Source organism: Betaproteobacteria bacterium, assembly GCA_016720925.1.
In the GTDB taxonomy this organism is placed as follows: Bacteria; Pseudomonadota; Gammaproteobacteria; order Burkholderiales; family Usitatibacteraceae; genus UKL13-2.
The window spans coordinates 313,718-340,085 of sequence record JADKJR010000005.1 but is presented as its reverse complement, the minus strand read 5'-3'; the positions used below and the strand labels follow the sequence as shown (position 1 = coordinate 340,085).

At 60.0% G+C, this 26,368-nt stretch carries 27 protein-coding genes and 2 pseudogenes; 22 read left to right on the top strand and 7 right to left on the bottom strand.

Annotated elements, in window-relative coordinates; genetic code table 11:
- Positions 1-72: 72 nt before the first annotated feature.
- Positions 73-585 carry a nitroreductase family deazaflavin-dependent oxidoreductase gene (locus IPP88_09690; protein MBL0122978.1) on the bottom strand — a complete coding sequence of 171 codons (513 nt, stop codon included), beginning with the start codon at positions 583-585 and terminating at the stop codon, positions 73-75.
- Positions 586-961: 376 nt separating this feature from the next.
- Between IPP88_09690 and IPP88_09685 the strand changes: the two genes are divergently transcribed.
- From IPP88_09685 to IPP88_09585, 21 genes and pseudogenes are all read left to right on the top strand, one after another.
- Positions 962-2,146, top strand: coding sequence for a CoA transferase (locus IPP88_09685; protein MBL0122977.1), 1,185 nt, complete (start codon positions 962-964; stop codon positions 2,144-2,146).
- 11 nt (positions 2,147-2,157) lie between these two features.
- On the top strand, positions 2,158-3,366 hold the full coding sequence (locus IPP88_09680) for a CoA transferase (protein ID MBL0122976.1): 1,209 nt from the start codon (positions 2,158-2,160) through the stop codon (positions 3,364-3,366).
- A gap of 34 nt (positions 3,367-3,400) precedes the next feature.
- Positions 3,401-4,300: an enoyl-CoA hydratase/isomerase family protein gene (locus IPP88_09675; GenBank protein MBL0122975.1), complete on the top strand. Its 900-nt coding sequence runs from the start codon at positions 3,401-3,403 to the stop codon at positions 4,298-4,300.
- Positions 4,297-5,463, top strand: coding sequence for a transporter (locus IPP88_09670; protein ID MBL0122974.1), 1,167 nt, complete (start codon positions 4,297-4,299; stop codon positions 5,461-5,463). Before IPP88_09675 ends, IPP88_09670 begins: the two co-directional genes overlap by 4 nt.
- Before the next feature lie 13 nt (positions 5,464-5,476).
- On the top strand, positions 5,477-5,896 hold the full coding sequence (locus IPP88_09665; GenBank protein ID MBL0122973.1) for an OB-fold domain-containing protein: 420 nt from the start codon (positions 5,477-5,479) through the stop codon (positions 5,894-5,896).
- 32 nt (positions 5,897-5,928) lie between these two features.
- Positions 5,929-6,708 (top strand): enoyl-CoA hydratase/isomerase family protein, encoded by a 780-nt coding sequence (locus tag IPP88_09660; protein ID MBL0122972.1) that lies wholly within the window; start codon positions 5,929-5,931, stop codon positions 6,706-6,708.
- 10 nt (positions 6,709-6,718) lie between these two features.
- Positions 6,719-7,396 (top strand): NADPH-dependent F420 reductase, encoded by a 678-nt coding sequence (gene npdG, locus IPP88_09655; protein MBL0122971.1) that lies wholly within the window; start codon positions 6,719-6,721, stop codon positions 7,394-7,396.
- 69 nt (positions 7,397-7,465) lie between these two features.
- The gene (locus IPP88_09650) at positions 7,466-8,443 is read left to right on the top strand and encodes an amidohydrolase family protein (protein ID MBL0122970.1); all 978 of its coding nucleotides are present in this window, start codon (positions 7,466-7,468) and stop codon (positions 8,441-8,443) included.
- Between the two features lie 2 nt (positions 8,444-8,445).
- Entirely contained in the window at positions 8,446-9,201 is a 756-nt protein-coding gene (locus tag IPP88_09645; GenBank protein MBL0122969.1) for an SDR family oxidoreductase, read from the top strand.
- A 25-nt stretch (positions 9,202-9,226) separates the two neighbouring features.
- Positions 9,227-10,459 (top strand): annotated as a pseudogene (locus IPP88_09640) (CoA transferase).
- A 28-nt stretch (positions 10,460-10,487) separates the two neighbouring features.
- On the top strand, positions 10,488-11,669 hold the full coding sequence (locus IPP88_09635; GenBank protein MBL0122968.1) for an acyl-CoA dehydrogenase family protein: 1,182 nt from the start codon (positions 10,488-10,490) through the stop codon (positions 11,667-11,669).
- Between the two features lie 15 nt (positions 11,670-11,684).
- Positions 11,685-12,843: pseudogene (locus IPP88_09630) on the top strand (CoA transferase).
- A 20-nt stretch (positions 12,844-12,863) separates the two neighbouring features.
- The gene (locus IPP88_09625) at positions 12,864-13,379 is read left to right on the top strand and encodes a MaoC family dehydratase N-terminal domain-containing protein (GenBank protein MBL0122967.1); all 516 of its coding nucleotides are present in this window, start codon (positions 12,864-12,866) and stop codon (positions 13,377-13,379) included.
- Positions 13,376-13,858: a hypothetical protein gene (locus IPP88_09620; protein MBL0122966.1), complete on the top strand. Its 483-nt coding sequence runs from the start codon at positions 13,376-13,378 to the stop codon at positions 13,856-13,858. The genes IPP88_09625 and IPP88_09620 overlap by 4 nt, the downstream gene beginning before the upstream one ends.
- Before the next feature lie 31 nt (positions 13,859-13,889).
- On the top strand, positions 13,890-15,053 hold the full coding sequence (locus tag IPP88_09615) for an acyl-CoA/acyl-ACP dehydrogenase (GenBank protein MBL0122965.1): 1,164 nt from the start codon (positions 13,890-13,892) through the stop codon (positions 15,051-15,053).
- Positions 15,054-15,084: 31 nt separating this feature from the next.
- Positions 15,085-15,831: a DUF2889 domain-containing protein gene (locus tag IPP88_09610; protein MBL0122964.1), complete on the top strand. Its 747-nt coding sequence runs from the start codon at positions 15,085-15,087 to the stop codon at positions 15,829-15,831.
- A 75-nt stretch (positions 15,832-15,906) separates the two neighbouring features.
- Complete coding sequence (locus IPP88_09605) at positions 15,907-17,169, top strand: CoA transferase (protein ID MBL0122963.1); 1,263 nt, start codon at positions 15,907-15,909, stop codon at positions 17,167-17,169.
- Positions 17,066-18,289, top strand: coding sequence for a CoA transferase (locus IPP88_09600; GenBank protein MBL0122962.1), 1,224 nt, complete (start codon positions 17,066-17,068; stop codon positions 18,287-18,289). The genes IPP88_09605 and IPP88_09600 overlap by 104 nt, the downstream gene beginning before the upstream one ends.
- 45 nt (positions 18,290-18,334) lie before the next feature.
- The gene (locus tag IPP88_09595) at positions 18,335-19,228 is read left to right on the top strand and encodes a TIGR03619 family F420-dependent LLM class oxidoreductase (protein ID MBL0122961.1); all 894 of its coding nucleotides are present in this window, start codon (positions 18,335-18,337) and stop codon (positions 19,226-19,228) included.
- 12 nt (positions 19,229-19,240) lie between these two features.
- The gene (locus IPP88_09590; GenBank protein MBL0122960.1) at positions 19,241-20,071 is read left to right on the top strand and encodes an enoyl-CoA hydratase/isomerase family protein; all 831 of its coding nucleotides are present in this window, start codon (positions 19,241-19,243) and stop codon (positions 20,069-20,071) included.
- 217 nt (positions 20,072-20,288) lie between these two features.
- Positions 20,289-21,908 carry an MFS transporter gene (locus IPP88_09585; GenBank protein MBL0122959.1) on the top strand — a complete coding sequence of 540 codons (1,620 nt, stop codon included), beginning with the start codon at positions 20,289-20,291 and terminating at the stop codon, positions 21,906-21,908.
- On the opposite strand, the gene IPP88_09580 is transcribed toward IPP88_09585, so the two are convergent.
- From IPP88_09580 to IPP88_09555, 6 genes are all read right to left on the bottom strand, one after another.
- The gene (locus IPP88_09580) at positions 21,905-22,339 is read right to left on the bottom strand and encodes a hypothetical protein (GenBank protein MBL0122958.1); all 435 of its coding nucleotides are present in this window, start codon (positions 22,337-22,339) and stop codon (positions 21,905-21,907) included. The genes IPP88_09585 and IPP88_09580 overlap by 4 nt on opposite strands.
- Before the next feature lie 96 nt (positions 22,340-22,435).
- Positions 22,436-22,702 carry a hypothetical protein gene (locus IPP88_09575; protein ID MBL0122957.1) on the bottom strand — a complete coding sequence of 89 codons (267 nt, stop codon included), beginning with the start codon at positions 22,700-22,702 and terminating at the stop codon, positions 22,436-22,438.
- 4 nt (positions 22,703-22,706) lie between these two features.
- Positions 22,707-23,003, bottom strand: a complete 297-nt coding sequence (locus IPP88_09570) for a hypothetical protein (GenBank protein MBL0122956.1) — start codon at positions 23,001-23,003, stop codon at positions 22,707-22,709.
- Entirely contained in the window at positions 22,996-23,250 is a 255-nt protein-coding gene (locus tag IPP88_09565; protein ID MBL0122955.1) for a hypothetical protein, read from the bottom strand. Before IPP88_09565 ends, IPP88_09570 begins: the two co-directional genes overlap by 8 nt.
- Complete coding sequence (locus IPP88_09560) at positions 23,156-23,551, bottom strand: nitronate monooxygenase (protein ID MBL0122954.1); 396 nt, start codon at positions 23,549-23,551, stop codon at positions 23,156-23,158. The genes IPP88_09565 and IPP88_09560 overlap by 95 nt, the downstream gene beginning before the upstream one ends.
- 144 nt (positions 23,552-23,695) lie before the next feature.
- On the bottom strand, positions 23,696-24,175 hold the full coding sequence (locus IPP88_09555) for a nitronate monooxygenase (protein ID MBL0122953.1): 480 nt from the start codon (positions 24,173-24,175) through the stop codon (positions 23,696-23,698).
- Between the two features lie 140 nt (positions 24,176-24,315).
- Between IPP88_09555 and IPP88_09550 the strand changes: the two genes are divergently transcribed.
- On the top strand, positions 24,316-26,079 hold the full coding sequence (locus tag IPP88_09550) for a long-chain-acyl-CoA synthetase (protein MBL0122952.1): 1,764 nt from the start codon (positions 24,316-24,318) through the stop codon (positions 26,077-26,079).
- Positions 26,080-26,368 lie beyond the last annotated feature (289 nt).

The following is a 26,368-nucleotide window of genomic DNA, read 5'->3' as shown; positions in this document are numbered from 1 at the left end:
GTAGTTGCTCTCAATATGATGTGCTTGGCATGTCTGGCGAAAGTTCGGTTAGGCGACCGCCCTTGCATAGGCTTACGCAGGACCAGACGGCGAAAGAATGACAATTGGAAAGGGACGATCGGTCTGTTTCTGGAAATACCCCCAAGCAGGAAAAACCTTGTCCAGTTTGGGCCACAACGCTTTCCGCTCTTCTTCCGTAGCGTCACGATGAACGACTGTCATTTTGCGACGATCCAGCTGCACCCAGCACTGAGGGCTGGCAGTGATATTGAGATACCAGGCGGGATGTCTGTCATAACCGGCCAGCGACCCAACAACGACCATCTCGTCGCCGTGTTGCAGAAAGACCAGTGGCGTCGTGCGTTTTTCACCTGATTTGCGTCCGATGGTGGTCAGCAACAGCGTCGGAAGTCCTGATGGGCTGCCGGTCCCCGTTGACCAGCCGTCTGGATTAGCTAGGTAACGCTCGACATCGGCGTGGGCATCCTCGGTTATGCGCGACACCGTCGCGGTCCGGTCCTTTATCCAGGCCCATTCTTCATCGGTCATAAAGTCAGGCTTTTGCATGTTTTCACGATTTGCCATATTTCGCCCCCACTGAATTTATCGTCAATGCCCAGTCTGCGTAAATCTTACAGTACAGCATTAAGTCCATGTTTTGCTTAGTCCGTTCAGACGATGATGGCAGCAGGTCCGGATGTGATCATGCATGGGCTGAAGAGCAGGTTACGCAAGCAACTCGCGCTGAAGGCATTGCCGCGCGGCTGTCCGCCGGATCTAGAGTTGTTGTTCAACTTCGACACCTTCCAACGCGGCGGCAGAACGTAGGTTTCCGGACACTGTGGAATTCGCGGGCAAGACCGTTGAGAGCATCCGTGAGCAGTCGCGCCAGCATCCTGTCAGCCGATTATTTGAACCCTGCGGCCGCTGCCGCGGGGAGTTTCGCGAGTGAGGAGATTTCATGAGTCGAGCGCTTGATGGCTTGGTCGTTCTCGACCTGACACGACAGTTCTGCGCATCGCTTTCGGCCGCCTTTCTCGGTGATTTCGGCGCACGGGTGATCAGGCTGGAATTACTGCCGGTTGAGGTTAAAGAGACCCTTGGCCAATGGAATTACGAAGCAGATCTGATCCACCGCAACAAGGAAAGCTTGGCTTTGGATCCGCAAAGCGAGCGTGGGCGGCAGCTTCTGGCCGAGCTCACGACGCGCGCTGACGCCATCGTTACCGACATGACGCACGATGAACTGGCGGCCATCGGCATTGACTACGCGGGTGCCTCGACGCTTCGTCCAGATATCGTCTTCGGCCGGCTATCCGGTTTCGGTCCGAAGGGGCCGGATCGCGACTTGCCTGCGATCGACGAGTTGGCGGCGGCACGTACCGGGATGATGCCCATACTGCCGCAGCCGGGCCAGCCGCCGGTGTATACCGGTGCCGGTGCCATGCATGCATCGGTCATGCTTGCTTTCGGCGTGGTGATGGCACTGTTCCATCGGCTTCGCTCCGGCGAAGGACAGGAGGTGGACGTCTCCTTGTTCGGCGCAAACATGTACGGCGCCGCTCTAGATCTTCAGGCGTTCCTAGCCATCGGCAAAGGCGACCGCCTCCTCAACCCAATTTCCCGGCTAGACGTCTCCAATCCCATGTCCGGCTCGCTCTATCCGAGCGCCGATGGTCGTTGGGTCACTCTGACCATGCCGGACACCGACCGCTGGTGGCCGGTGTTTTCGAAGATGGTGGGCATCGCAGCCGACGACCCTCGCTTTGACAACCACGACAAGCGTACCGAAATTAATCGGCTGGACTTGATCAAGGAGCTGGAGCAGGCCTTCCGCAAAGGATCGGGAACCTACTGGCGTCAAGCTTTCATGGACAACCAGATGTCGGCCGATATTATCGAGCAGTTCGATTATCCGGCCAATGATCCGCAAGTGGCTGCCAACCGCTACATCATAGAGCTGGAACATCCCAGCTTCGGCAAGTTGAAGAGCCTGGGGTTCCCGATATTCATGAGTGACAGTACCGCGCGTCTGGACCGTCTGGCACCTTGCATCGGCCAGCACACGGGACAGGTGCTGCACGAACTTCTCGATTATCCGGTCGAGGCCATTCATCAACTGACCGCTGCGGGCGTGGTCGCATAGGCGGGGGGATAATGACCAAGGCACTCGAAGGAATCCGCGTCGTCGACCTCACTGTCTGGTTCCAAGGACCGGTAGCGGCGCAATATCTTGCCGACTTTGGCGCCGACGTAATCAAGGTCGAGCGTCCACAGGGCGGAGACCAGGGACGCGGCGTACGCAGCATCAAGTCTCTGGAGGTGGGTGACTGGAACCAGTACTTCCTGGTCATTAATCGCAACAAGAAGAGCATGGCCATCGATCTGAAGAAGCCCGAGGGTCAGGAAATCCTCTATCGTCTGGTGGAGAAGTCCGATGTATTTCTGTCCAATCTGGCTCCGGAAATGCTGGGCGGCTGGAATCTTTCCTACGAGAAGCTTTCGGCCATCAACCCGCGCCTGGTTTATGCCACCAATACCGGCTACGGGCGTTTCGGGGGCGTTTCAAAACCCTCTTTCGATATGACCGTGCAGGCGCTGACGGGGGCGATGGCGCGGCTCGGAGAACCTGGACAACCACCCATTTACATGGGTATGGGTTCCGGCGACGCCTTCGGCGGCATTATGTCGGCGTTCGGCATTATGTTGGCCCTTTACCAGCGAAATCGTACTGGCAAGGGCCAGTTTCTTGATGCCTCGCTGTATGGAGCCCAGTTGTACCTTGTGGCACCCTATTTGCAATCGTATCTTGCCGGCCACAAGGCCAACGCGCTGCAGCAGTCACGCAAGCAGGTGGAGAACCCCCTGTGGAATCTCTACCCGACACTTGGCAAGTGGGTCTTCCTTTGCGAACAGAACGAGAACGGACGTTTTGCCGCGATTTGTAAGGCACTGGCGGCGGATGCCATGGCCCAAGACACGCGCTTCGCCGACCCGACCGGACGCAAGCTGCACAATGTAGCCCTGATCGAGGCCATCGAGGTACAGACCTTGAGGGGCGGCCATGAGGAGCTGATGGCCGCCTGTAAGGCCGAGGGCATCATCGCCAGTCCTGTCAACAACCTCGCGGACGTCATCCGCGATGAGCAGGCCTGGCAGAACGGCTACTTTTTGAAAACTTACTGCGAGGAAGTGAAACGTGAAGTTGAGGTGCGCGGTATGCCGGTAACACTCTCCCGGACCCCAGGCGATGTGCACTGTCTTGGGCCACAACTGGGGCAGGATACTGAACTTCTCATGATGGACCTGCTCAGCTATGAGTGGGAAGAGATTGAGGCCTTGAAAGCCAAGGGGGCGATTCCGTGACCGTCGCCCGATACACGACAGGAGGAAGGGATTGATGAGCTGGAGCCAATGGAGCGCCGTGACCGGCGAAGGCTTGGATGATTTCAAAGAGATCATCTACGAGAAGAAGGTGCACCTCGAACACGGTGGCGGCATCGCCCGCGTCTCGCTCAACAAGCCGGACAAGATGAACACTCTGACCCTGGTTACGGTCGACGAAATGTTCCGCGCCTTTTACGACGCTAACCACGACGCTTCTGTCGGCGTGATTGTCATCGCTGGGCGCGGCAAGCACTTCGGCGCTGGCGGCGATGTCGAGTGGGAGCGCTGGGGCTTACGTGAGGCGTTTTACAATCGCTATCCGCATAACCGCCTGATGCGCATCTCACGCAAGCCGATCATCGCGCAGGTGCAGGGCTATTGCATTGCCGGCCACAACCACATGGCCTACTGCTGCGATTTCACCATCGCCGCTGAGAACGCCATCTTCGGCCAGGCCGGGCCGCGCGTGTCATCGCCGGCCGACGGCTTCTTCGTGCCCTACTTGACCAAGGTGATTGGCGCTAAGAAGGCGCGCGAAATGTGGATGCTCTGCCGCAAATACAAGGCATCTGAAGCGCTGCAGATGGGACTAATCAACACCGTCGTACCGCTTGACCAACTCGAGGCGGAAGTCGACCGCTGGTGCGAGGAGATGCTCAGCGTGAGCCCGGGCTGCCTAGAAGTGCTGAAGGCGGCATTCGACCAAGAAATGGACGGCTATAAGGAATCTTGCGTGACCTCGGCGGCACTGTATCCAGACTGGTTCGACATGCCCGAGGGCAAGGAGGGCGGTGCCGCCTTTCTCGAAAAACGTAAGGCTGCGTTCTGGGCGATACGACGGCGCGAAGGCGAAATGCGCCAGCAGCTGCTGGAAGAATATCAGGCACAACAGGCAGGTAAGAAGAGTCCATGACATTCGCAAGGCGGGCCTGCATCGTCGGCATTGGAGAGACGGCATACTGCCGCAAGCCAGGTTCCGGCATGAGTCAGATGGCCTTGCAACTCAATGCAGCCCTCGACGCCATCGCCGACGCCGGCCTCAAAGCTGCGCAGATCGACGGAATCCTGCCTTTCCCTAACCTCGGTAAGGCAGAGGCTCTAGCTGCCAGCCTCGGATGCTCCGACCTGCGTTTTGCCGCGACCATCAACATGGGCGGTGCCGCGCCGGTGGCCGCTCTGCGCATGGCGGCCATGGCGGTGAGCAGCGGCGGTGCCGACTACGTGCTGGTGCCCGGCGGCTGGAACGGATACTCGGGCGAACGCGTGCGCGAAACCTCGGCCGACGATGACGATTCGATTCCGGGTGCGCAGATCGCCCGCGACTACTATATGCCCTACGGCCTTACCGCACCACCGCAGTGGTACGCGCTAATGGCTCGCCGGCACATGCACGAATATGGGACGACGGTCGAGCAGCTCGGTGCAGTCGCCCTGGCCATGCGGCGGCACGCCCAGTTGAATCCGGCGGCCCTGATGCACGGAAAGCCCCTGGCCATGTCCGACTACCTGGCTTCGCCCATGATCGCTTCGCCTTATCGCTTGCTCGACTGCTGCCTGGAGACTGATGGTGCGGCTGCCTTCATCGTCGCCAGCGCCGAACGTGCCCGCGACATGCCACAACGGCCGGTCCATGTGCTGGGCGCCGCCGCCGGCCAGCCTTACCCGGCTGATGAGATTACCAATCGTCGCGAGTTCCACCGCATCGGGCTGACGAGCGCCGCCCCCGAGGCCTTCGGCCAAGCCGGCGTCAGCCCGGCCGACGTCGATTTTGCAGAGATCTACGACTGCTTCACCTTTGAAGTCATCCAGCAGATCGAGGAAGCAGGCTTTTGCGGTCGCGGTGAGGGGGGCAGTTTTGTTGAGGACGGCGCCATAGCGTTGGGCGGTCGCTTACCGGTGAATACCCACGGCGGCCTGCTCTCGCACGCCCACAGCTTGGGTCTTGGCCACGTTATCGAGGCCGTGCGCCAGCTGCGCGGCGAGGCAGGCGCGCGTCAGGTGTCGGACGCCGAAATCGGCGTGGTCACCGGTTGGGGAGATTTTGGTGATGGCAGTATCGCCATACTTGGAAACTGAGCATGGAGGCCGCATGAAGGATCCGTTCATCGACTGTGCTCGGCCGCGGCCCGCGCTGCACGGGCTAGCCAAGGAGTTTTACGACTGGTGCCGACTGGGAGAGTTGCGCTTTCAGCGCTGCACGCAGTGCGGCAGTTTTCGCCACGTCCCGCGCGAAGTCTGCGCCGAGTGTTCATCCTTCGGCTGGGAATGGGTGCGTTCCTCAGGCAAGGGTACGATTTACACTTGGACGGTCGTGGAGCGCGCGCTGCATCCCGCGTACGCGAAAGCGGTTCCCTACGCACCGGTGGTCGTGGAAATGGCCGAGGGCGTGCGCTTGCTGTCCCGCATTATCGATTGCGCTCCCGAGGACCTGCGCATGGGCATGCGCGTGCGAGTAGCGTTCGAACCACTCGACGCGGAATTGACCGTGCCCTGTTTTCGCCGCGCTTGAAGCACCATATCTTTCAGTAGGAGAAATCCCCGATGGCATTGAACTTGCCCGAAACATTCAAGTACGAGAAACGTGGCCGCATCGCCCTGATGACGATCAACCGACCGCAGGCTTTAAACGCTTTCACGCGCGAAATGCTGGTCGGCATGGACGCTGCCTTCGATGATTTCAACCAGGACCCTAACCTCTGGGTGGCGGTGTTCACCGGCACCGGCGATCGCGCCTTCTGCACCGGCATGGACATGAAGGAAGCGCTGCCGGCGATCAATTCCGGCGATTCCATGGGATATGAGGATCCCGTCAAGCGGCCTTTCTATACTATTTACAAACCGATCATCGCCGCCGTCAACGGCCTGTGTATCGCCGGCGGTATGGAATTCCTGCAGGGTACCGACATACGCCTTGCCGCCGACAACGCCAGTTTCGGTCTAGCCGAGGTACGCTGGGGAGTGATCCCAGTGGGCGGCTCGCATATTCGCCTGCCACAGCAGATCCCGTGGGCGGTCGCCATGGAGATGCTGCTCACCGGAAGGCCGATCGACGCTGCGCGCGCTTACCAAGTCGGCCTGATTAACAAGGTTGTGCCGGCCGACAAGTTGCTCGATGAAGCTATGGCTTGGGCCGAAATGATCTGCGAGAACGGCCCGCTGGCGGTGCGCACGGCCAAGGAGATTGCCGTACGTGCGCTCAACAACGAGCCGAATTTTGTGCTCGAGAAAGCCATAGGCGCCCGTGTCTTCGCTTCCGAGGATGCCCGCGAAGGACCGCGCGCCTTCGCCGAGAAGCGTAAACCCAACTACCAAGGCCGCTGAGAGGATGACGATGAACGAAAAAAAACTACCCTTACTCGCCATCCTCGGCGGCACGGGTGACCTCGGCACCGGCTTGGCGCGACGTTGGGCCACTGCCGGGTATCAGGTGATCATCGGGTCGCGCTCTCTAGAGAAGGCGGAAGCAGCGCTTGCCGACCTGCGCCGGGTGATGACCGAGAGCGGCGTCTCAAGTATCAATGTGCGCGCAATGGAGAACCTTGCAGCGGCCGAAGCCGCTGACATCGTCGCCTTGACGGTACCTTTTAGTTATCAGAGCAGCACTCTGGAAGCCGTTCGTTCGGCCCTCAACGGCAAGATCCTTATCGACGTCACGGTGCCGTTAGTGCCGCCGAAGGTGGCGCGTGTACAACTGCCGCCTCAGGGTTCTGCCGGACAGATTGCCCAGTCCTTGCTTGGAGAAGGAGTGCGCGTGGTCTCGGCATTTCAGAACGTCGCCGCCCATCATTTGCAGGAGGGGCACGGGCTCCACTGTGACGTGCTGGTGTGTGGCGACAACAAGGAAGCGCGAACCGAGGTTGTCAAGTTGGTCGAAGCGGCAGGCATGCGCGGCATCCATGCTGGAAGCATCGCTAACGCTGCTGCCGTCGAGGCCATGACATCGTTACTGATCTTCATCAACAAACAGTACAACTGCCAGGCGGGAGTGCGCATCACGGGAATGGAATAGTCCAATCGGACGTCGTTGCAGCGGGCCGCCTGGCCGATGATAGATACGCCAATCAACTGAGGAGAAAACATGTCTGCCGGTAAAGACTATTTCATTGCGATGACCGAGTTTCACTTCATGAATCCGCAGACAATGTCGGAGATTGATTACTATCCCGACGTGAAGCGCTGGTGGGGAAGCGTCGATGGCGTGCTGCGCGCTTGGTCGGGCCGCGATCTGTCGGGCGAGTGGCCACATCCGATCGCCTCCGAGCTGATCAAGTACATGAACCAGGTCGGCGTCGATGTCGCCTTCTGCCTGCGCGAACCTATGATGGATGTCACAGGCGGTACGGTCTCGCTGTCCACCAACGGCTTCATGATGCAGCAAATTGCCCCCTATCCGGAGCGCATGTACCTTGAGGGCAATGTCGGCCCGGTGATTAAGCGCGGTATCAAACATGCCAACTGGGAACTCGAATACCTAGTAAAAGAGAAAGGCATGCGCATCTGCAAGCTTTATACGCCCGAGGACGAAGGTCCCATCAACGATAAGCGCCTCTGGCCCTTCTATGAGAAGGCCTGCGAACTGGACATCCCTATTACCATGCACACTGGCACCAGTTATGTCGTCCCGCAGCCGGGCAGCCGCTGTCAGGTGGGCCAGCTCGACGACGTGATGCTGGATTTCCCCGAACTGAAAGTGATCGCCTATCACGCCGGCTGGCCTGACACAGAGCTCTTGATCGGACTATGCGGCAAGCACCCGAATCTCTACATGAGCCTATCCGGCATCATTGGCTACTACCAGCGTTCGCCGTACCGCGGCTATCACGCGATAGGCACGGCCCTGCAGTGGATGCCGGCCGACAAGATCGTGCTTGGCTTTGACCTGCCTTTCGATGACCTGCAGCGTGTGGTTGACTACATTGCCGACCTTGACATGCCAGCGGAACTGCAGGAAAAGTGGGGTTACCAGCAGCTCAGCAAGGAGGACAAGGCCAAGATCCTCGGCCTGAATCTGGCCAAGCTCACCAAGATCGATCCGGTCAAGCGCGTCAAGATCTGAGCATGACGAAACTGGCGGGCAAGGTAGCGCTGATCACCGGCGCCGGTCAGGGCGTGGGCCGAGGCATCGCCGTAGCCTTGGCAAAGGAAGGGGTCAAAGTCGCAGTGGCCGGACGTACCTTGGCCAAGGTCGAGGACGCCGTAAGCGAGATTGAGTCGGCCGGTGGCGAAGCATTCGCTATCGAGTGCAACGTCAGACAGCGCGATTCTCTGGAGCGTTGCGTGCCGGCGGTTGTGGAACGTTTCGGCGGACTCAACATCCTGGTCAATAACGCCCAAGAAGTACCCATGTGCAAGCTCATGGACGTCAGCGACGAGAGCTTCGAAGCTGGATGGGCGTCAGGGCCGCAAGCCACGTTGCGCCTGATGAAACTCTGCTATCCCTACCTCAAGGGTGAAGGTAGCATCATCAACCTGGCCAGCGCGGCCAGCAAGCGCTGGGATGCCAGCGGCTATGGCGCCTACGGTGCAGTCAAGGAAGCCATACGCCAGCTGTCGCGAGCGGCGGCCTGCGAGTGGGGCCAGGACAATATTCGCACAAACGTGCTGCTCCCGCTGGCCGAATCGGAAGGACTGAAAGGTTGGGCGGCGGCGCGACCGAATGAGGCAGTCGCCTACTTTTCCACTATCCCGATGCGCCGCGTCGGCAACTGTGAGCTCGACATCGGTCGTTTCGCGGTGACCTTGTGCAGCGAAGAATGCCGCTATGTCAACGGTCAGAGCATCGCTCTTGACGGCGGCCAGGCCTATCTCGGCTGAGACAAGTCGGAGACCGATACGAGACATGAGTAAAATTCCCCAACCGCTGACTGGCCTGCGCATCATCGAGAGTTCCATCCTCGGCCCAGCAGCCATCACCACTGCATTCGCGGATCTAGGCGCCGAGGTGGTCAAGGTCGAAACCCCCGCTGGTGATTACATCCGCGAGATGACTTGGCCCATTATCGAGGGTGTCTCCTTGATGCACTATCACTTGAACCGCGGCAAGAAGAGCCTGGTTCTCGATCTCAAGAAGGAAGAGGCGCGTGAGATATACCGCGAACTGGTGCGCGGTGCCGACGTGGTGATCGAAGCTTCAAGCCCGGCGCCTTGGCCAAGTTCGGCCTCGGCTATGATCAGTTGAAGGCTGTCAATCCAAAGGTGGTATTCTGCACCGTCTCTGGCTACGGCATGACCGGCCCCCTACGCTGAAATGCCTTCCCACGGAATTGCCTACGACACGTGGTGCGGCGCCTGCATCCCGGCATACGACGAGGAAGGTTTTTGCTACATCCCTGAGCACGTCGGCATAGGCATTAATGCCGCGCCCTTGTTCGGCGGCCTGGCAGTATTGGCTGGCGTGTTGCGGGCCCGCAGTACGGGCGAGGGCTGCTTCATGGAGCTGGCGCAGTCCGACGCCGCCGCCGCCTTCGACTGGTACCGTAGCGAAAGCTACATGGCCTATGCCAGGCCTGAGGACGTGGTCACCGGTAATAAGTCTGATGGCTACAAGCGCCGCCCGGTGGCGACGGCCGGCATGCGTGAGGGAGTACGCTATCAGATGTACGAATCCGCTGACGGCCACGTGTTGTTCATGGCTTCGGAACAGGCTTTCTGGAAGAACTTCTGTACCGGAATTGGCCGCCTCGACTTGTTCGAGAAGTGGCCTGGCTCGAAGTATGCCGACCACGCCCGCGGCAATCGCGAGTTGCAGGCCATCCTGCGCGGCATTTTCAAGACGCGTACGTCGACGCAGTGGCTGACTTTCAGCGCTGAGGCGAACACGCCCATTGCGCCGGTGAACACGCCCAAGAACATCGTCGACGACGCGCAGTTCCAGGCGCGATTTAAGTTGCTGCCGCATCGGCAGCATGGCGCCGACATGCTTGGCTTTCCGGTGCATTTTGTGGGCGAGGAATTACCGCCACCGCGACGGGCTCCGACAGTGGGACAGGATAGTGAGCAGGTGCTGCATGACCTGCTCGGTTTCGACCAGGCAAAAATCGCTGCTCTACGCCAAGCCGGCGTCTTGGGCTGAAACAGATCAATGATAGTGAGACAAGACCATGGACTTTGAATTTTCTCAAGAACAACGCGAGTTTCTGCGCGAGGTGGACCAGTTCCTCAAGGAAAATGAGGACATTAAGACTATGGATGTCACGCGCGAGAACATGGCGCAGGTTTGCGACACACCGGAGCGCCGCGCCTTCATGAAGAAACTCGCGGAGCGCGGCTGGCTGGGCATCACCTGGCCTAAGGAATACGGCGGCCAGGATGGCAACGGCGTCTACGAATTCCTGCTCAACGAGAAGTTGTCCTCTGTCGGGGCACCGCAGATCGGCAAGGGTGTGGGTATCATCGGCAAGACACTGATCCGTGTAGGCTCGGAAAAATTGAAGAAGGAATTCCTGCCGAAGATACTTGCGGCTGACGTCGAGTTCGCTGTCGGCTATTCCGAGCCCAGCGCCGGTTCCGATGCCGCCGCCATGCGCCTCAAGGCCGAGCGCCAGGGCGAGGGCTGGGTGCTCAACGGGCAGAAGGTATTCACCACCTCGGCGCATTTCGCTGACTGGTACTGGGTCGGCGCGCGCACCGATCCGAATCTCCCCAAGCACCACGGCATATCGCTCTTTCTGGTCCGCATGGACGATCCTGGACTGACCATCCATCCGATGTACACCATGGGCAACGAGCGCACCAACGCAGTGTTCTTCGACAACGTTTTCATTCACGACGACTATCGCGTTGGCCAACTCAACAAGGGGTTCCAGTACATCGCGGAGGCGCTCGACATCGAGCGCTTCACGATGTTCACTTTTTCGCCCATCCGCGGCCGCGTCGAGCTGCTCTGTAACTTCGTCAAGACGACGAAGCGCGATGGCAAGCCGCTTAAGGACGATCCGGTGATCCGGCAGAAGGTGGCGCAACTGGCGACCGAATGCGAGGTGGCGCGCCTGCTCGGCGTGCGCTTCGTCGATGCCGCGCTAAACTCGGCCAAGACGCCGACCATTGAGTCCTCCGAGTACAAGTTGTACGCCACAGAACTGTCACGTCGCGTGGCCGACGCCACCATGGATATCGCCGGACCGGGCGCGCAGCTTGCGCTGGGCACCGCAGACGCACCACTCAAGGGCCGCGCCGAAGGTTGTTATACGTATACGGTAATCGACACCATTGGTGGCGGCTCATCTGAGGTCCAGAAAAACATCATCGCTACGCGCAAACTCGGCCTGCCGCGCAACTTCTAGGTCGGGGAGAAGGGAATGGCATTTCTCAAAGGCTACAAAGTGCTCGATCTGGCCAGCGTCGGACCGGCCGCGCGTGCCTCGCGCATCCTTGCAGATTACGGCATGAGCGTGATCAAGGTCGCGCCGGTGTCCGCCCAAGGCGCCAAGCAGATCGATCCGGTGTTTCACGCCTACGGCGCGGGGCGCGGTACGCAGAAAATGCGCGTTGACCTGAAGTCGGCTGAAGGCAAGGAAACCATTTATCGACTCGCGCGGCATGTCGACGTCGTGATCGAGAGTTATCGCCCCGGCGTTGCTGCCCGCCTCGGGGTCGGCTATCAAGACATCAAGGTCATCAACCCGAAGATCATTTATTGCTCGACTAGTGGTTACGGTCAGGACGGCCCATACCATGACTGGGTCGGACACGACATCAACTACCTGGCTGTTGGCGGGTTCCTGAGTTGTAGTGGTCGCGATGCCGAAGGGAAGCCGGCGATGCCCGGGGCCACCGTTGCCGACAGCGCTGGCGGCGGCATGCATGCGGCGCTGGCCATTGTCGCTGCGCTGCTCAATGGAACGAGGACCGGCGAGGGTGTCTATCTCGACGTATCGATCGCCGACGGCGTACTCAATCTGATGTCCCTATACCTCGACCAGTATCTCGCCACCGGCGAGGAGACAATGCCAAATTCAGCAGCGTTGACCGGCAAATACGCTTGGTATGGGGTGTACGCTTGCGCGGATGGCCAGCACGTTTCGGTCGGAGCAATCGAGTCGCATTTCTTCAAGAATCTGTGCCGTCTGCTCGATCTGGAGCAGTTCAGCGGCAGCCAGTACGATGCCACCAGACAGGATGAAATGCGTGCAGCATTCCAGCAGCGGTTCCTGACGCAGAATCGAGACTCCTGGGTATCGACCCTTTCCGGCAATGATACGTGTGGCACCGGTGTTGTCGATTGCCGAAGTGACCGCCAATGCACATTTACGCGCTCGGCAAACTTTCATGCAGGCACGTCACCCGGAGCGTGGCGATTTTGAACAACTGGGACCGGTGCTGGCAGGGTGTGAGCGGACACTGCCCCGGCACGATCTGGGCGCAACCGGACATACCGACACTGGAGCGGTCCTCGCGGCGGCGGGGTTTGCCGCCAGCGAGATCGCCAGTTTGCGCGCTGGCGGCATCATCGAATGAACGGACGGCGGCACGACGTCATGACAGACGAATTACCGGCGGCGGTCAGGGAAATGATAGGCAAGCATTTGTGTGCAGAGCAGACCGAGTTCCCGATCGAGATGGGCTACGTTTACAACACCTGCGCAGCGGTGCAAAACAGCAATCCGCTTTTCTGGGACCGCGAGGCCGCTGACGAAATCACGGGCGGCCAGATTGCGCCGCCAACCATGCTCTCGGTCTGGTTTCGACCGCACTACTGGGCACCCGGCGCGGAGGGCGAACGCAAGGCATTGATGACCCATTTCAAGCTGAAGAACTTGCTCGATCTGCCCGAGGCGGTGGTCGCCAGCAGTGAAACCATCTTCGGCGAACCAGTGCGCATCGGGGATGTCCTGAAGACAAGCCAGGTCGTGCGCTCGATCGGCGAGCTAAAGAAGACAAAGCTGGGTACGGGGCGCTTCTGGGTCATCGATGTCGAGACCGTCAACCAGCGAGGTGACTGGGTCGGCACCGATACCTACACCATGTTCGGCTACCGGAGGCCGGAGCAATGAGCGCAATACGCAATCTGTGTGCTGCGGATGTGCAGGAGGGGCAACTGTTACCGGCTCTGAAGCACCAGGTCAGTGCCACGACAATCGTACTGGGCGCACTCGCCAGCCGTGATTGGCGGCCCATGCATCACGATAAGGATTTCGCTGTCGAACGCAATGGTGTCAAGGATATCTTCGTCAACACACCAAACAACGCTGCCTGGTTCGAGCGCTATATCACTGACTGGACAGGACCCAAGGGTCGTCTCGGCAGAATCAAGTTCAAGATGAAGAAGTCGGTGTTTCCCGGTGACAAGATGTGCTTCTCAGGAAATGTCGCGCGTGCCTCGACCGACGCCAGTGGCTGCTTCTGGCTGGAACTGGAACTCGCCGTATCGGTCAATGGCGAGGTCACGACCGAATGCCAGGCGCGTGTCGCCATTCCAGTCGATGACAACGACAATCCTTGGTTACGCAAAGCGCAGCATTGGCAACCGTGAGCAATAACTTTACCAAGATGAGACAAATACCATGGACCTGAAATTTACTGACGAACAGAATATGTTGCGCGACACTGCACGCAACCTGTGCAATGACTGCAGTACTCCGGCAGTGGTGCGCAAGATGGAAAACGATCCGCTCGGGATTCCCACGGAACTGTGGAAACAAATGCAGGAGACTGGCCTGCTCGGCGTGCTGCTGCCGGAAAATCTCGGCGGTCTCGGGCTGAACATGCTCGACAGCGCCGTGATCTATGAGGAGTTCGGTCGCACCCTGGCACCCGGACCGTATTTCTCCAGTTCGGTAATGAGTTTGTCGGCGATCAAGCATGGCGCCAGCGAGACGCAGAAAGAAGAATGGTTGCCCGCCCTGGGCAGCGGCAAACTTATCATCGTGCCAGCATGGCTGGAACCGGATGGCGGGTACGGCCCTGAGGGCGTGCAGTTGCGCGCTGAACTTGGCAAGGACGGCTATCGCCTCAGTGGGGTGAAGCGCCACGTGTTTTATGCCGCAGCCGCCGACAAGCTGCTGGTTCTCGTGCGAAGTGGTAAAGCGGCGAATGCGCTAGATTTGCTGCTGGTCGACGCCAATGCACCGGGTGTGACCATGGAACAGCAGAAGAGCATGGCATCCGACACCCAATACCGTGTCACTTTCGACAACGTGCAGGTACCGGCGAAACAGCGCATCGGCAGCGCAGGTTCTGGCTGGCAGACTTGGGCTACGGCAATGTATGACGGTATCATCCTGCTTGCCGCTTATGCCGCCGGGGGTGCCGAGCGGGCGCTGGAAATGACGGTGCAGTATTCCAAAGAACGCGAGCAATTCGGCAAACCGATCGGAGCCTTCCAGGCGCTTGCCCACTACATGGCCGATGCCAGCGCGGTGGTTGATGGCGCCAAAACCCTGGCCTACGAAGCAGCTTGGGCGCACGCCAACGGCAGGGACATCAAGCGCCTTGCGCCGATGGCCAAACTCTTCGCTTGCAAGGCCTTTCGCGACGTCACCGCCATGGCCGAGCAGGTGCACGGTGGTATTGGATTCACGCTGGATTACGACATCCAACTCTTCTACCGCCGTGCCAAGCAATTACAGATGAACTGGTGGGATAGCCGCTACCTTGAGGACCTGATTGCCGCCGATGTGCTCGACCGCGATGACGTCCGTTCCATCCCCGATCCATTTGCGGCGTGATCGATGATTCGGGCGTGCCGAGGAGGCGAACTTGCGTAGGGTCAACCCGGCTTATGGCAACGGAATCTTTCGTCGTCGGCTGCGTTTGCGCGCGGGGCACCAACAGGTGGTAGTGGAACTTGAAGACTGTAACCACGCATTCCGCCTGTGGCTACACCATGATGGTGAAAAGGTGGTAAGCGTTGACGCAGAGGTGAAGCGTTATCCGTACATTACCTGTGCGGAAGCCCCGCGAGCGCTTGTAAAGTTGGTCGGTGCCGCGATCAACGGTGGGGCAGATGGCCTGCGGCCACGCCTGCCGCCGAGCGACAACTGCACTCATCTGCATGATATGGCGCTGCTTGCCTTGGCGCATGCCGCTGAGCCGGACCTGGAGAGCGTCTACGACATCAGCGTGACGGATGAACGCGACAGCGTGACCGAGGCGAGGATCGATTGCAATGGCGAGATGATGCACGTCTGGCAGATACGCGAGCATGCGGTGGTCACACCTAAGGCCCATGCCGGCAAGACGATGATGCGCGGGTTCTATCAGTGGGTGTCGCAGTGTCATGCGGGCGTGTTACTTGAAGCGGCGGTTGCGCTTCAGCGTGGTTATTATGTCGCTCAGGGAAGACGACATCTGTCGGACCTTCCGGCAAGCGCTGACGGCATGCCTCCCGGCGCCTGCTATTCATATGGCCATGGCGTCGTCGAACGGGCGCAACGTATCCAAGGATCGGTCTGGGATCTAACTGACAAGCACGAACTATTGCTGCAATTTCGCGAGCTTCCATGAGAGGAGCAGCGAATGAACATGCCTGAGTCCAAGCCCGGTGCACTGGCCGGCATCAAGGTAATCGACTTTGGCCAGATGGTATCGGCGCCCTATTGTGCGAAGCTATTCAGCGATTTTGGCGCCGACGTGATCAAGGTGGAACTGCCCGTCGGCGACGCCGCCCGCGCCGCCGGACCTTTTCCCGGCGACCGTCCACACCCGGAAAAGAGCGGCTTGTACTTCATCAACAACACCAACAAGCGTGGCATCACATGCGACGTCAGCAGCGAGGCCGGGCTGGCTCTGTTTTGCCGTCTGCTGGCCTGGGCTGACGTGCTGATTGAGAACAATCTGCCGCAAAGGATGCGAGCTTGGGGCCTGGATTACCCGCGCATCGCGGAGATCAACCCACGCTTGGTGGCGATTTCGATTACTCCGTTCGGCCAAACCGGTCCCTATAGCGGCTGGATTGGCTACGATCTCAATGCCTACCATCTCTCCGGCGCCAGTTCGCGCTATTGCGGACTGCCTGGGGAGATGCCACTGGAGCACGGTACATTTTCTGCTGATTACTTCGGTGCGATCTCCGGCGCGAGCTGGGGATTGGCAGCGGTTTATGGTCGCGAGCTGGCAGGTGGCGGTCAGCAGGTCGATGTGTCCTGTGCCGAGGCTATTGCCGCTACTTTTGTCGGCGGTCAAAATATCGGCGGTTACGCTCAGGACGGTCGCTTTGATAAACGTACCGGCGTCGGCATGCCACTGGGTGCGCCGGCCACAATCATGCCCTGCAAAGACGGCCATGTTTGGATGCTGGCCCTCGAGCGCGGCCAGTGGGATGGACTACGCAAAGTGATGGGCTATCCGGAGTGGGCCGATCTGGAAATCTTCGAGGACATGTTCGTGCGCGCACAAAATGCCGACATCATGTACAGCTTTATTCAGGAATGGACGCTACAGCATGGCAAGATGGAAATCATGGAAAAGTGCCAGGCAGCCGGTTGTCCGATTACCGCCGTGTTCACCATCGCCGAGGCGGCGGAACAGCCGCATCTCAAGGCGCGAGACTATTTCGTGGACATGGTGCATCCGCAACTGGGCCGTCTGCGCAATCTGGTGCACCATTCAAGCTGCCGGCCAGTCCTGGCGGACCTGTTCGACCGGCGCCGCTGCTCGGCCAGCACAATGAGGAAGTCTATGGCGGCCTGCTCGGCCTTTCGGCGGAGGAGATCGCCATTTTCAAAAGAGAAGGTGTGCTATGAACGGCAGGGCGCTGCCTCTAAAAGGCATCCGCGTGGTGAACTTTGGCTGGGTCTGGGCCGGGCCCATGGTCGGGCAAACCCTGGGTTTTCTCGGCGCTGAGGTGCTCAAGGTCGAGTCGAGCGCACGCATTGATATGACGCGCAATCTGCCGCCCTTCGCCGAAGGCAAGCAGGGTCCTAATCGCAGCTTGTCAAATAACGCATGCTGGGCTGGCAACGGTTCGGTCTCACTCAACCTGAAACAGCCCGATGCGATAGAACTGGCGTTGCAACTGATCGCCACCGCTGACGTTGTGGTGGAAAATTTTGGTCCGGGGGTCATGGAGCGAATGGGGCTCGGCTACCAGGTATTGAGCAAGGTCAAGGAGGACATCATCCTGTTCTCCATGCCTGCGGCGGGTCTGACGGGTCCTTTAAAGAATGTGCGCACCTACGGCCTAAGTCTCAGTTCAATTACCGGTCTGGATAGTCTGGTCGGATACAAGGGCGGCGATCCAATGCCAGTGGAAAACGCCTTCGCCGATCCGTACGCCGGCATTCTTGGCGCTTTCGCCATCCTCGTTGCGTTGCATCACAGACGTAATGGCGGCATTGGCCAACATGTTGACTTTTCGCAACAGGAAGCGGTAATGCAGATGGTCGGACCGTCCTACATGGACTACGTCCTCAATGGTCGTAGTGGCGGAACCAAGAGCAACGAGCATCCGCTCGCCGCTTGCGCGCCGCACGGCGTGTTTCCATGTGCGGGCGACGACCGCTGGATCAGCATTGCCGTGGTCACACAGGAGGAGTGGATGGGCTTGGTCACTGCCATGGGTGCGCCGGACTGGGCGCTCGCGGCAGAGTTCGCCAACGTGGCGGCACGTCTAGTCAATATCGATGACCTTCATTCTCGCATCGGTGCATGGACGACTGGCTTCGATGACCGCGTACTGGCGACCCGTCTGCAGGAACATGGCGTTGCTGCGGCGCCGGTATTAAACGTTGCGGACCTGCTCGCCGATCCTCACTATCGGGCGCGCCAGACCTATATCGAGGTGATCCATCCGCTCGGCTACAAGGAAACGATCTACGGCGCCTACGTCAAGACCAGCCGCAGCAAACCCGACGTCCGCCCCGGGCCTATGATAGGCGAGGACAACGAGAAGGTTTTCAGGAAGATCCTCGGCCTTTCCGAGGCGCGCTATAACGACCTGGTAGAGCGCCAGGTCATCTATTGAACGGGAGTAGACCACATCATGAGATTCGCACTATCAGCCTCGGGCTTGGACAACTATCCGCCGGCCATGGCACCTTGGGAGCCCGCGGCCGGCGGCGCCGAGATCCTACGATACGCACACACCGCAGACAAGCTCAGTTGGGACTGGCTGACCATTCCCGAGCATCTGGTTATGCCGGTCGGTATGGCCGAAGCTATGGGCACGCGCTTCGTCGAGGGGCTTTCTGCGGCGGCGGTGCTGATGGGTGCCACCGAGCGCATCCACATGCTCACCTACATCCTGGCCCTGCCTTATCGCCACCCTCTCTTGCTGGCCAAGCAGATCGCGACCATCGAATTCATCGCCGGCGGGCGCTTTACCTTGGGCACGGCGGTGGGTCACCTCGAAGAAGAATTCAAGGCTCTCGGCGTGCCTTTCGACAAGCGCGGCAAGATCACCGACGAGTACCTGCGGGCCCTGAAAGAGGCATGGACGTCCGATCGTCCGAACTTCGAGGGCAAATATGTGAATTTCAAGGATGTGGTCATCGAGCCCAAGCCGGTGCAGAAACCGCATCCGCCGATATACATCGGCGGCAATTCGGAGGCGGCAATGCGCCGCGCGGTCGGGCTTGGCGACGGCTGGATTCCCTGGCTGGTTACGGCGGAAACTCTGCCCGGCTGCATCGAAGCGATGCGCAAGATGCCGGGCTGGGAAGCCAAGGAAGGCCGGTTCGAGATTCTGGTCACTACCACCGCCTACAACGTCGACGACCACCACCAGGCCAAGGGTGATACCTCAATTTCCGGCGACCGCGACAGCGTATTGCGCGAACTTGAGGGCTTGCAGAAGGCCGGTGCTACATCGGTACAGGTGCGCCCTCCCAAGCTCGACACGCTGGAACAAACCCTGGAATGGATCACCTGGTACGACCAGGAAATCATTCCCCAATTCCGCTGAGGATCGCGCGCTATGAGCGACGAATTGAAGTACATTCGCTTCGAGATCGACGAGGGCGTTGGCATCATTACTCTCAACCGACCCGAGAAGCTCAACGCCCTCAACTGGGAACTGGCCGAGGAAATGGCCGGCCTGCTGAGCGACCTGCGCACGCGTGACGAAGTGCGCTGCTTGGTACTGACCGGAGCTGGGCGGTCGTTCTGTGCCGGCGGCGATGTCGACTGGATTTCCGGCAAGGAGGATAGGCCCATGCCCGGCACCTCCGACCCATTGCGCCCCATCCCGCGCCATCAACGCAAGACGCCGGGAGGCCCTTTTTTCGAGGTTACGCGCCAGTTGATCCTCGTTGACAAGCCGGTGATCGCTGCCATTCAGGGCCACGCGGTCGGCGGCGGCTTGGCCTGGGCGCTGGCGTGCGACCGCCGCTTTGCGGACCAGACGACGAAGATGGCTGCCATCTTTGCCAACATCGGCGTGGCACCGGATTGTGGCTTGTCCTATTTTCTGCCGCGCCTGGTGGGTCGCTCGAACGCCCTCATGCTGGTCGAGACGGCGAAAATGGTGAAAGCCGATGAAGCGCGGCAACTGGGCCTGATCGACGAACTGGTGCCCGAAGGTCAGGCCCTCACGGCGGCGCTGGAATATGCCAAACTGATTGCCGGGAAAGCCAGCGCAGCGGTGGACATGGCGCGGCGGCTGATCCACTTGTCCGACCATTTCACCCTGGAAGAGATGCTCGACTACGAAGGCCTGGCCGGCGTGGTCATCGCTTCTACGCTCGATGCCAGAGAGGGGACCATGGCATTCCTGGAGAAGCGCAAAGCAGTGTTCCGCGGCGTATGAAGCGTGCCGACATTCCAGTTGAAACGACTGCGCGTCGGGCCGCTGCGACGCCTACTCATGCCGCCGTCAGGCAGGGGTTATTGCCGCAGCTTTCCGCATTTCCGGCACTCATCCTGCACGACCGTTATCGTGGCACGGATCGCCCTGGTTCGGGCATGAGCCGTCGGCACGCTCTGCCGATGCGGGCGTCGGTCATGGAATCATCGTGATGCCACCGATGGAACCCCGCTCCCCCTGGCAGACTTATCTTGTTCTGCTCTTTGGCACCTTCGTGACCATCGAGGCGGCCGCATTTCAGGCCCCGGCGATACCGAGTGTTGCGCGCCACTATGGCATTCCGATCAATCTTTCGGCCCTGATTCTGCTGTTCTATTTTCTTGCACTTACCGTGTTCGCTCCTATCATGGGCCGTCTCGCCGACCGGGTGGGGCGCAAGCGCATTCTAACGTGGGGCCTGTTCCTGTTTTCGATGGCCGAGTTCCTTGCGGCGAGCGGCCCCGGTTTTCCTGTGTTCCTCGCTGCGCGCTTTCTTCAGGGCTTTGGTGTGGCCTGCATCCTGCCGGGGGTCATGGCCTACGTGAACGACCTTTTCCCTGCCCAGAAACGGGGTGCCGCCCTGGGTATCCTGACCTTGGCCATGACTCTCGGAGCAGCGTCTGGCGGCCTGCTCGGCGGCTTGTTGATAGACAGTTTCGGCTGGCCCAGCGTCTATTGGATCAGTGGAGCCTTGGCGATCGTGGGGTTGGTGCCCCTTGCCGCACTTGTCCCGGAAATCCGATCGAGCAAGTTGCACGGACCGTTCGATCTGACTGGCGCCGTCTGGCTGTTCATCACGATCGGCGCCCTCTTGTCGCTTCCCACTTGGGCGGGCAATTTCGGAATTCGCTCGTCCTACACATTTACCGTCTTGGGCGTTGGCATTCTTGGTCTGGTCATGTTGACTCGAATCGGATATCGTGCCGCCGCGCCGGTGGTCGACCTGAGCATTCTGAAACAGCGGGCATTCGCGCTTCCGACCGCCATCTATTGGCTGCACCTGCTGTCGTTTTCAGGTGTTCTCTATTCGCTTGCCTTTTTCATCAACGGCAGGCCGGGCGGCAGCGCGTCGCAGTTCGGTTTCGTCAGCCTTTTTCTGTACGGGAGTTGCATGATCAGCGCACCAATTGCGGGGCGTCTGGTGGATCGCATCAACCCGCGTCGGGTGAGCATTTTCGCTCTTACGGGAACGCTGATCGCCCTAGTATTGTTCACTACCATCCGGGTCGATACGCCGCTATGGTTCATCGTGCTAACGGTCAGCGCGCTTGGATTGATGATGGGCGGCAATACGCCGGCGATCATGAAGCTTGCCCTCGGCGCCGTGCCGCAGGAAAAAATGGGGGCCGGTACCGGCTTGTTCAGTATGCTGCGCGACCTCGGTAGTCCGACCGGTTCGTCGTTCGCGCTTGCGGTTTTCGGAACTTCCCTGGCGATTCATACTGAGCGGGCGCTAACGGAGCAGGCCCGTGCGCTGGGAGTCGGCGACGAGTTGTTGGGGACTCTTGGTACGTTGCTTGCCAGCAAGGGGCAGGCGGTGACGCCAGCCCTAGCCAGACAGTTGCAGGCACACGGCATGGATGCAAAGGAACTGCTTAGGCTGGCAGGCCTGGACGGGCTATCGGCGGCACTGCCCAGCGTAGGTTACCTGCTGATCGGCATGGTCGGCATCGCCTGGTTCTTGAGCTTTCTCTTGCCCAGGTCGTCCGCCGCGAGCATAGGGAGCCAAGAAGGATCTAATCCGGGAAATGCAGCTTGCAGAGGAAACTCCGACGATCGAAAGGAGAAGCCGGGGCTCTAGATGATGCGGTCGGCTCGCAGCCTAGCCAGCAGTTCGCGCGCCGCATCGGCGGGCGATCCCTGGATGAACTCGCAGTTGCCGTGTACCTGTGGCACGAACTGGCTCAGGAGTTGGGCGCGCGGAGCAAGCTCAGAGGCGCCCAACCCCAGCGATGTTGCGGTGATTTCCGTCGGCGCCATCTTGCGCGCCGCCATCTTGGCCTTGGCGCTGGGGAAGCGCGGCGTTCCTAGTTCGTTGCTCACGGTCACCAGCGCAGGCAGCTTGCCCTGCACTAGCTCGTCGCCGTCGGGCGTTACGCGCGTGATCCGGAGTTCGCCCTCAGTCATTTCCAGTTTTCGCGCAAGCGTTGCTGCTGCCATATTGAGATGTTCGGCAAGCAATAGCGGCACCACGCCCTGGTCATCGTCGGAGGCCTGGCGCCCACCAATCACCAATCGGCCCCGCCGCTACCCTTGATGTAGGCGGCAAGAATGGCGGCGACGCTGTGCCAGTCAACCTCCGCGCCTGCGGGATCGATGGCGACGATCTCATCGGCGCCAGGAGGGCGGCGCAGTGCTTGAGTAGGTTTTTTGGTCGGGGCCGATCGATACTGCGGTGATCCGGCAGTCGAGACCGGCGTCGCGCAATAACAATGCCGCTTCCATCGCCTGTTCGTCATACCCGTTGATCAGGCGCGGCACGGCAGCGGCTTCCGGCGTCTTGCCGTCAGCGGCCATCTTCAGCTTGCCGGCTAGTGCGTAGTTGTTGACTGCGGCTGGATCCATTACCTCCTTGATACAGACGACAATGCGCATGGCATTATGCTCCTTGTATGGTGTTGGGCGGGGGGCCGTCGAGCAGAGTCAGGCTCTCCTGCGCGCACCACACCGCCACTTGCTGGAAACCTTCCGGCTTGCACGTTAGTTCGGTGAGCAGAAACCAGCGCCAGGGGTAGGAACCGAAATCGCGGTAATCCCCTGTCAGCGTGCCGGTGAACTCGTGCCTTCCGGAAAGATGGGTGCCGGCCAGGGGCTGACCGCCGTCGCACTCGGCTCGGCGCCCTTGGTAGCGGGGGTCGAATCCGCTGCGATAGGGGACGACGTCAGATTCAGGCATCGGCGAAGCGGTCGAAGACGTCGAGCGCCTCTTCGACAATGTCGGAAAGAATCTGCCGGGCCGGCTTCATTTCCGTAATGTAGTGAATGCCTTGGCCGGCAGCCTCGGTCATCAGATCTTTGCGCTGGTAATCGAGTGAGGCTTGGATATAGTTAGAGGAGAGAATCATCTGCAGCGGCGGCTTCAGGACTTCCGGCGCCTCTTTGTCGTTCCAGGCGTCGTGCCAAGGGCAGCGAGTGGTTCGCATGGTGTAGCCGGAGATGCAGTTGGAGAAGACAGCGTCCTCGGTTTCGGCTTTCGATCAGGCGCTCCTTGAGCGGCAGATTGACGTCCGACTCGCGCGAGGTTAGCCAGAGCGAGCCGGTCCATACGCCGTCGGCGCCTAGCGCCAACGCTGCAGCCAGATGACGGCCGGTCGTGACGCCGCCTGCCGCGATCACACAGACGCCAGTGCCGCGTGCCGCGTCTACCACCTGCGGCACGATGGAGAATGTACCGATGTTGCCGGTATGGCCGGCCGCGTCGAAACCCCTGGGCAATGATGACATCGGTGCCTGCTTCGATCTGGCGCTTGGCCTGGCGCGGCTTTCCAACCAGCCCCCAGACCTGCATGCCCAATTCGTGGGCGCGCTTGAGCAGGAATGCAGGCGATCCGAGACCGGAGGCAAATACCGGCACGCGTTCGTCGAAGATTACTTCCATCTGGTCCATCGCGCGCTTCTGGTCAAGCCCGCCCCAGTGGTGGATATCGGGCACGATCTTTGGATCGGGCACGTTGTATTTTCCTTGATTTTCCTTTCATACTCGCGGTGGGCCGGCGGAATCATCGCCAGCAAATCGTCTACGGTCTTGTCTTCAGGTACCGAGGAGGGCAGCACCAGGTCAATGCCGAAAGGCTTGCCGTTGATACGCTCGCGTATCCACTTGATGTCAGCGGCGATCTGGTCGGGCGTATGCAGCGCCTCGCCCAAGACGGCAAAACCGCCGGCGTTGATGACCGCCACGGCAACGTCTTTGCAATGTGTAAAGGCGACGACAGGGTATTCGATCCCCAACTTGTCGCAGAGTGGGGTATGCAAGGGACCGCTCATGTTTTTCCTTCCGTACGGGCGCGCCGACGGCGCGGTGACGGTTGAAGTCTGATGGATGCGGACGAATTCGGCCTCGTCCAAAAGGACGACGCAGGTGCCATGGCCTGTCTGTACTGTAACAATCGAATATTCCCAGTAACAGTGGAGAAAGCCCGATCGTGAGCCGCCGCACTGACCTTACCAACGTCGGCATCGTGTCGCGCGAGGAAACGCAGGCCAAGATGGACGCGCGCGCTGCGGTGACGGCGCGCATCAAGCCAGGGGCCGAATACACGATCGCCGACCGGCTCGAGGAGCGGGCCCTGACTTATTCGACTCGCCCCTTCCTGTACTACGGCGACATCACGCTCAGCTACGCCGAGGTTAACGCGCGCTCCAACCGCCTGGCACATACGCTGCACGTGCTGGGTCTGCGCGCCGGCCAGGTCTGCGCCTTGGCCATGGAGAACCGGCCGGACCTGTTTGTCATCTGGTTCGCATTGTCCAAGCTTGGCGTCACTGCCGCGCTGCTCAATACTCAAATTCACGGCCAGCCACTGCAGCATGCGCTCGTGGAAGCCCGGACAGATGCAGTTATCGTCGGCGAGGAGTGCCTGGCAAGTTTTGCCGACCAGGAGGCGCGGTTGCCCTTATGGCTTTGGCCCGATCCTGAAAGGCCCGCGGCGCCCGAGCTGCGCGCCTTGTCTGCTTTGGAGCTACGTCCCCTCACCGCTGCGGCAACTACCGAAAACCCTTCGCGTGCTTGGCGCGCCGGCGTGTTGGCGGGGGACACCGCAGTATTGGTATTCACCTCGGGGACGACGGGCATGCCGAAAGCGGCGAAATACAGCCACCTACGCTGGCTGATGGTCGGCGATGTGATGGAGGTCACACTGCACACTACGTGCGCCGACGTCTTCTATTGTTTCCTACCGCTCTACCATGGCGCGGCCGCAGTTTCTCTCGGTTCGACGGCTCTGCAGTGCGGCAGCGCCATCGCCATCCGCCGCCGTTTCAGTGCGCGAGAATTCTGGAAGGATGTGCGCCGCTATGGCGTCACCACCATGCAGTATGTCGGCGAGATCTGCCGTTACGTGTTGCACCAGCCGGCCAACAGCGATGACCGGCAGCATACCCTGCGCCGCATGACCGGCACCGGCATGAGCGCGGAATTGTGGCAGCGCTGGGTCGAGCGTTTCGGAGCCATGGATATTTTCGAGAGCTGGGGAGCCACGGAATCGAACTGCAACCTGATCAATGTTGATAACCATCCCGGCTCATGCGGCCGCGTGCCTTACTGGGAGAAGACTAATTTGCGCCTGATACGCTACGATGCGGGCAGCGACAGGTATCCTCGCGACAAGGAAGGACGTTACGTTTTGTGCGAGCCTGGCGAGATCGGCGAGGCAATTGGCATGGTCATCGACAGCCCAGAAACCGGCGCGGGACGTTTCGAGGGCTACACATCGACAGCGGCGACAGAGCAGAAGATTCTGCGCAATGTGTTTCGCGACGGCGACGCTTGGTGGCGTTCGGGCGATTTGATCCGCCATGACATGGATGGCTACTGCTGGTTCGTTGACCGGATAGGGGACACCTTCCGCTGGAAAAGCGAAAACGTGTCAACCATGGAAGTGGCTGACGCTCTGGTGGGGTTCCCCGGACTGGCGTTTGTGACTATTTACGGTGTGGCAGTCCCGGAGCAGGAAGGCCGCTGCGGCATGGCCGCTCTGGTGCTGCATCCGGGCAAGACTTTTGATGCGGAGGGCTTCTTTAAGCGCACCGAAGAGAGCCTGCCGCACTACGCGGTGCCGCAGTTCGTGCGCCTCTGCGCTCAGGTGGACATGACCACTACCTACAAGTTGCGCAAGGTCGACCTACAGGCCCAGGGCTACGATTCCGCGCGTTGCGGCGATCCGGTCTATGTGCGCGACGACGAAGGCAGGACCTATGTGCCCCTCTCGAAGGAGGCGTTGGAGCGCGCCGGGTTTGCGCCCTTCGCGTGACCCTTAGAAGTGCGTCAGGTACGTCACTGAGCTGTTGTGGCCGTCGGGAAGTTGACGCTGGCATGGTGCCTGCGTATATGTGGGTAATTACTTGACCGGGCCGGTAACCTCGTTGGGGGAGTCAGGCGACGCATGTTAGTTTGTCGATTCGGCCTGAGCTTGCAACATCTATGCCGAAGGCAGAAACTGTGACGGTCGTGCCGGGTATAACGGGTTCTCCGTTGTGCATTCACCGTAACGGCGGTGAATGCACACAGCGAGGGCGCCGTCCAAACGGACAAATTTCTTG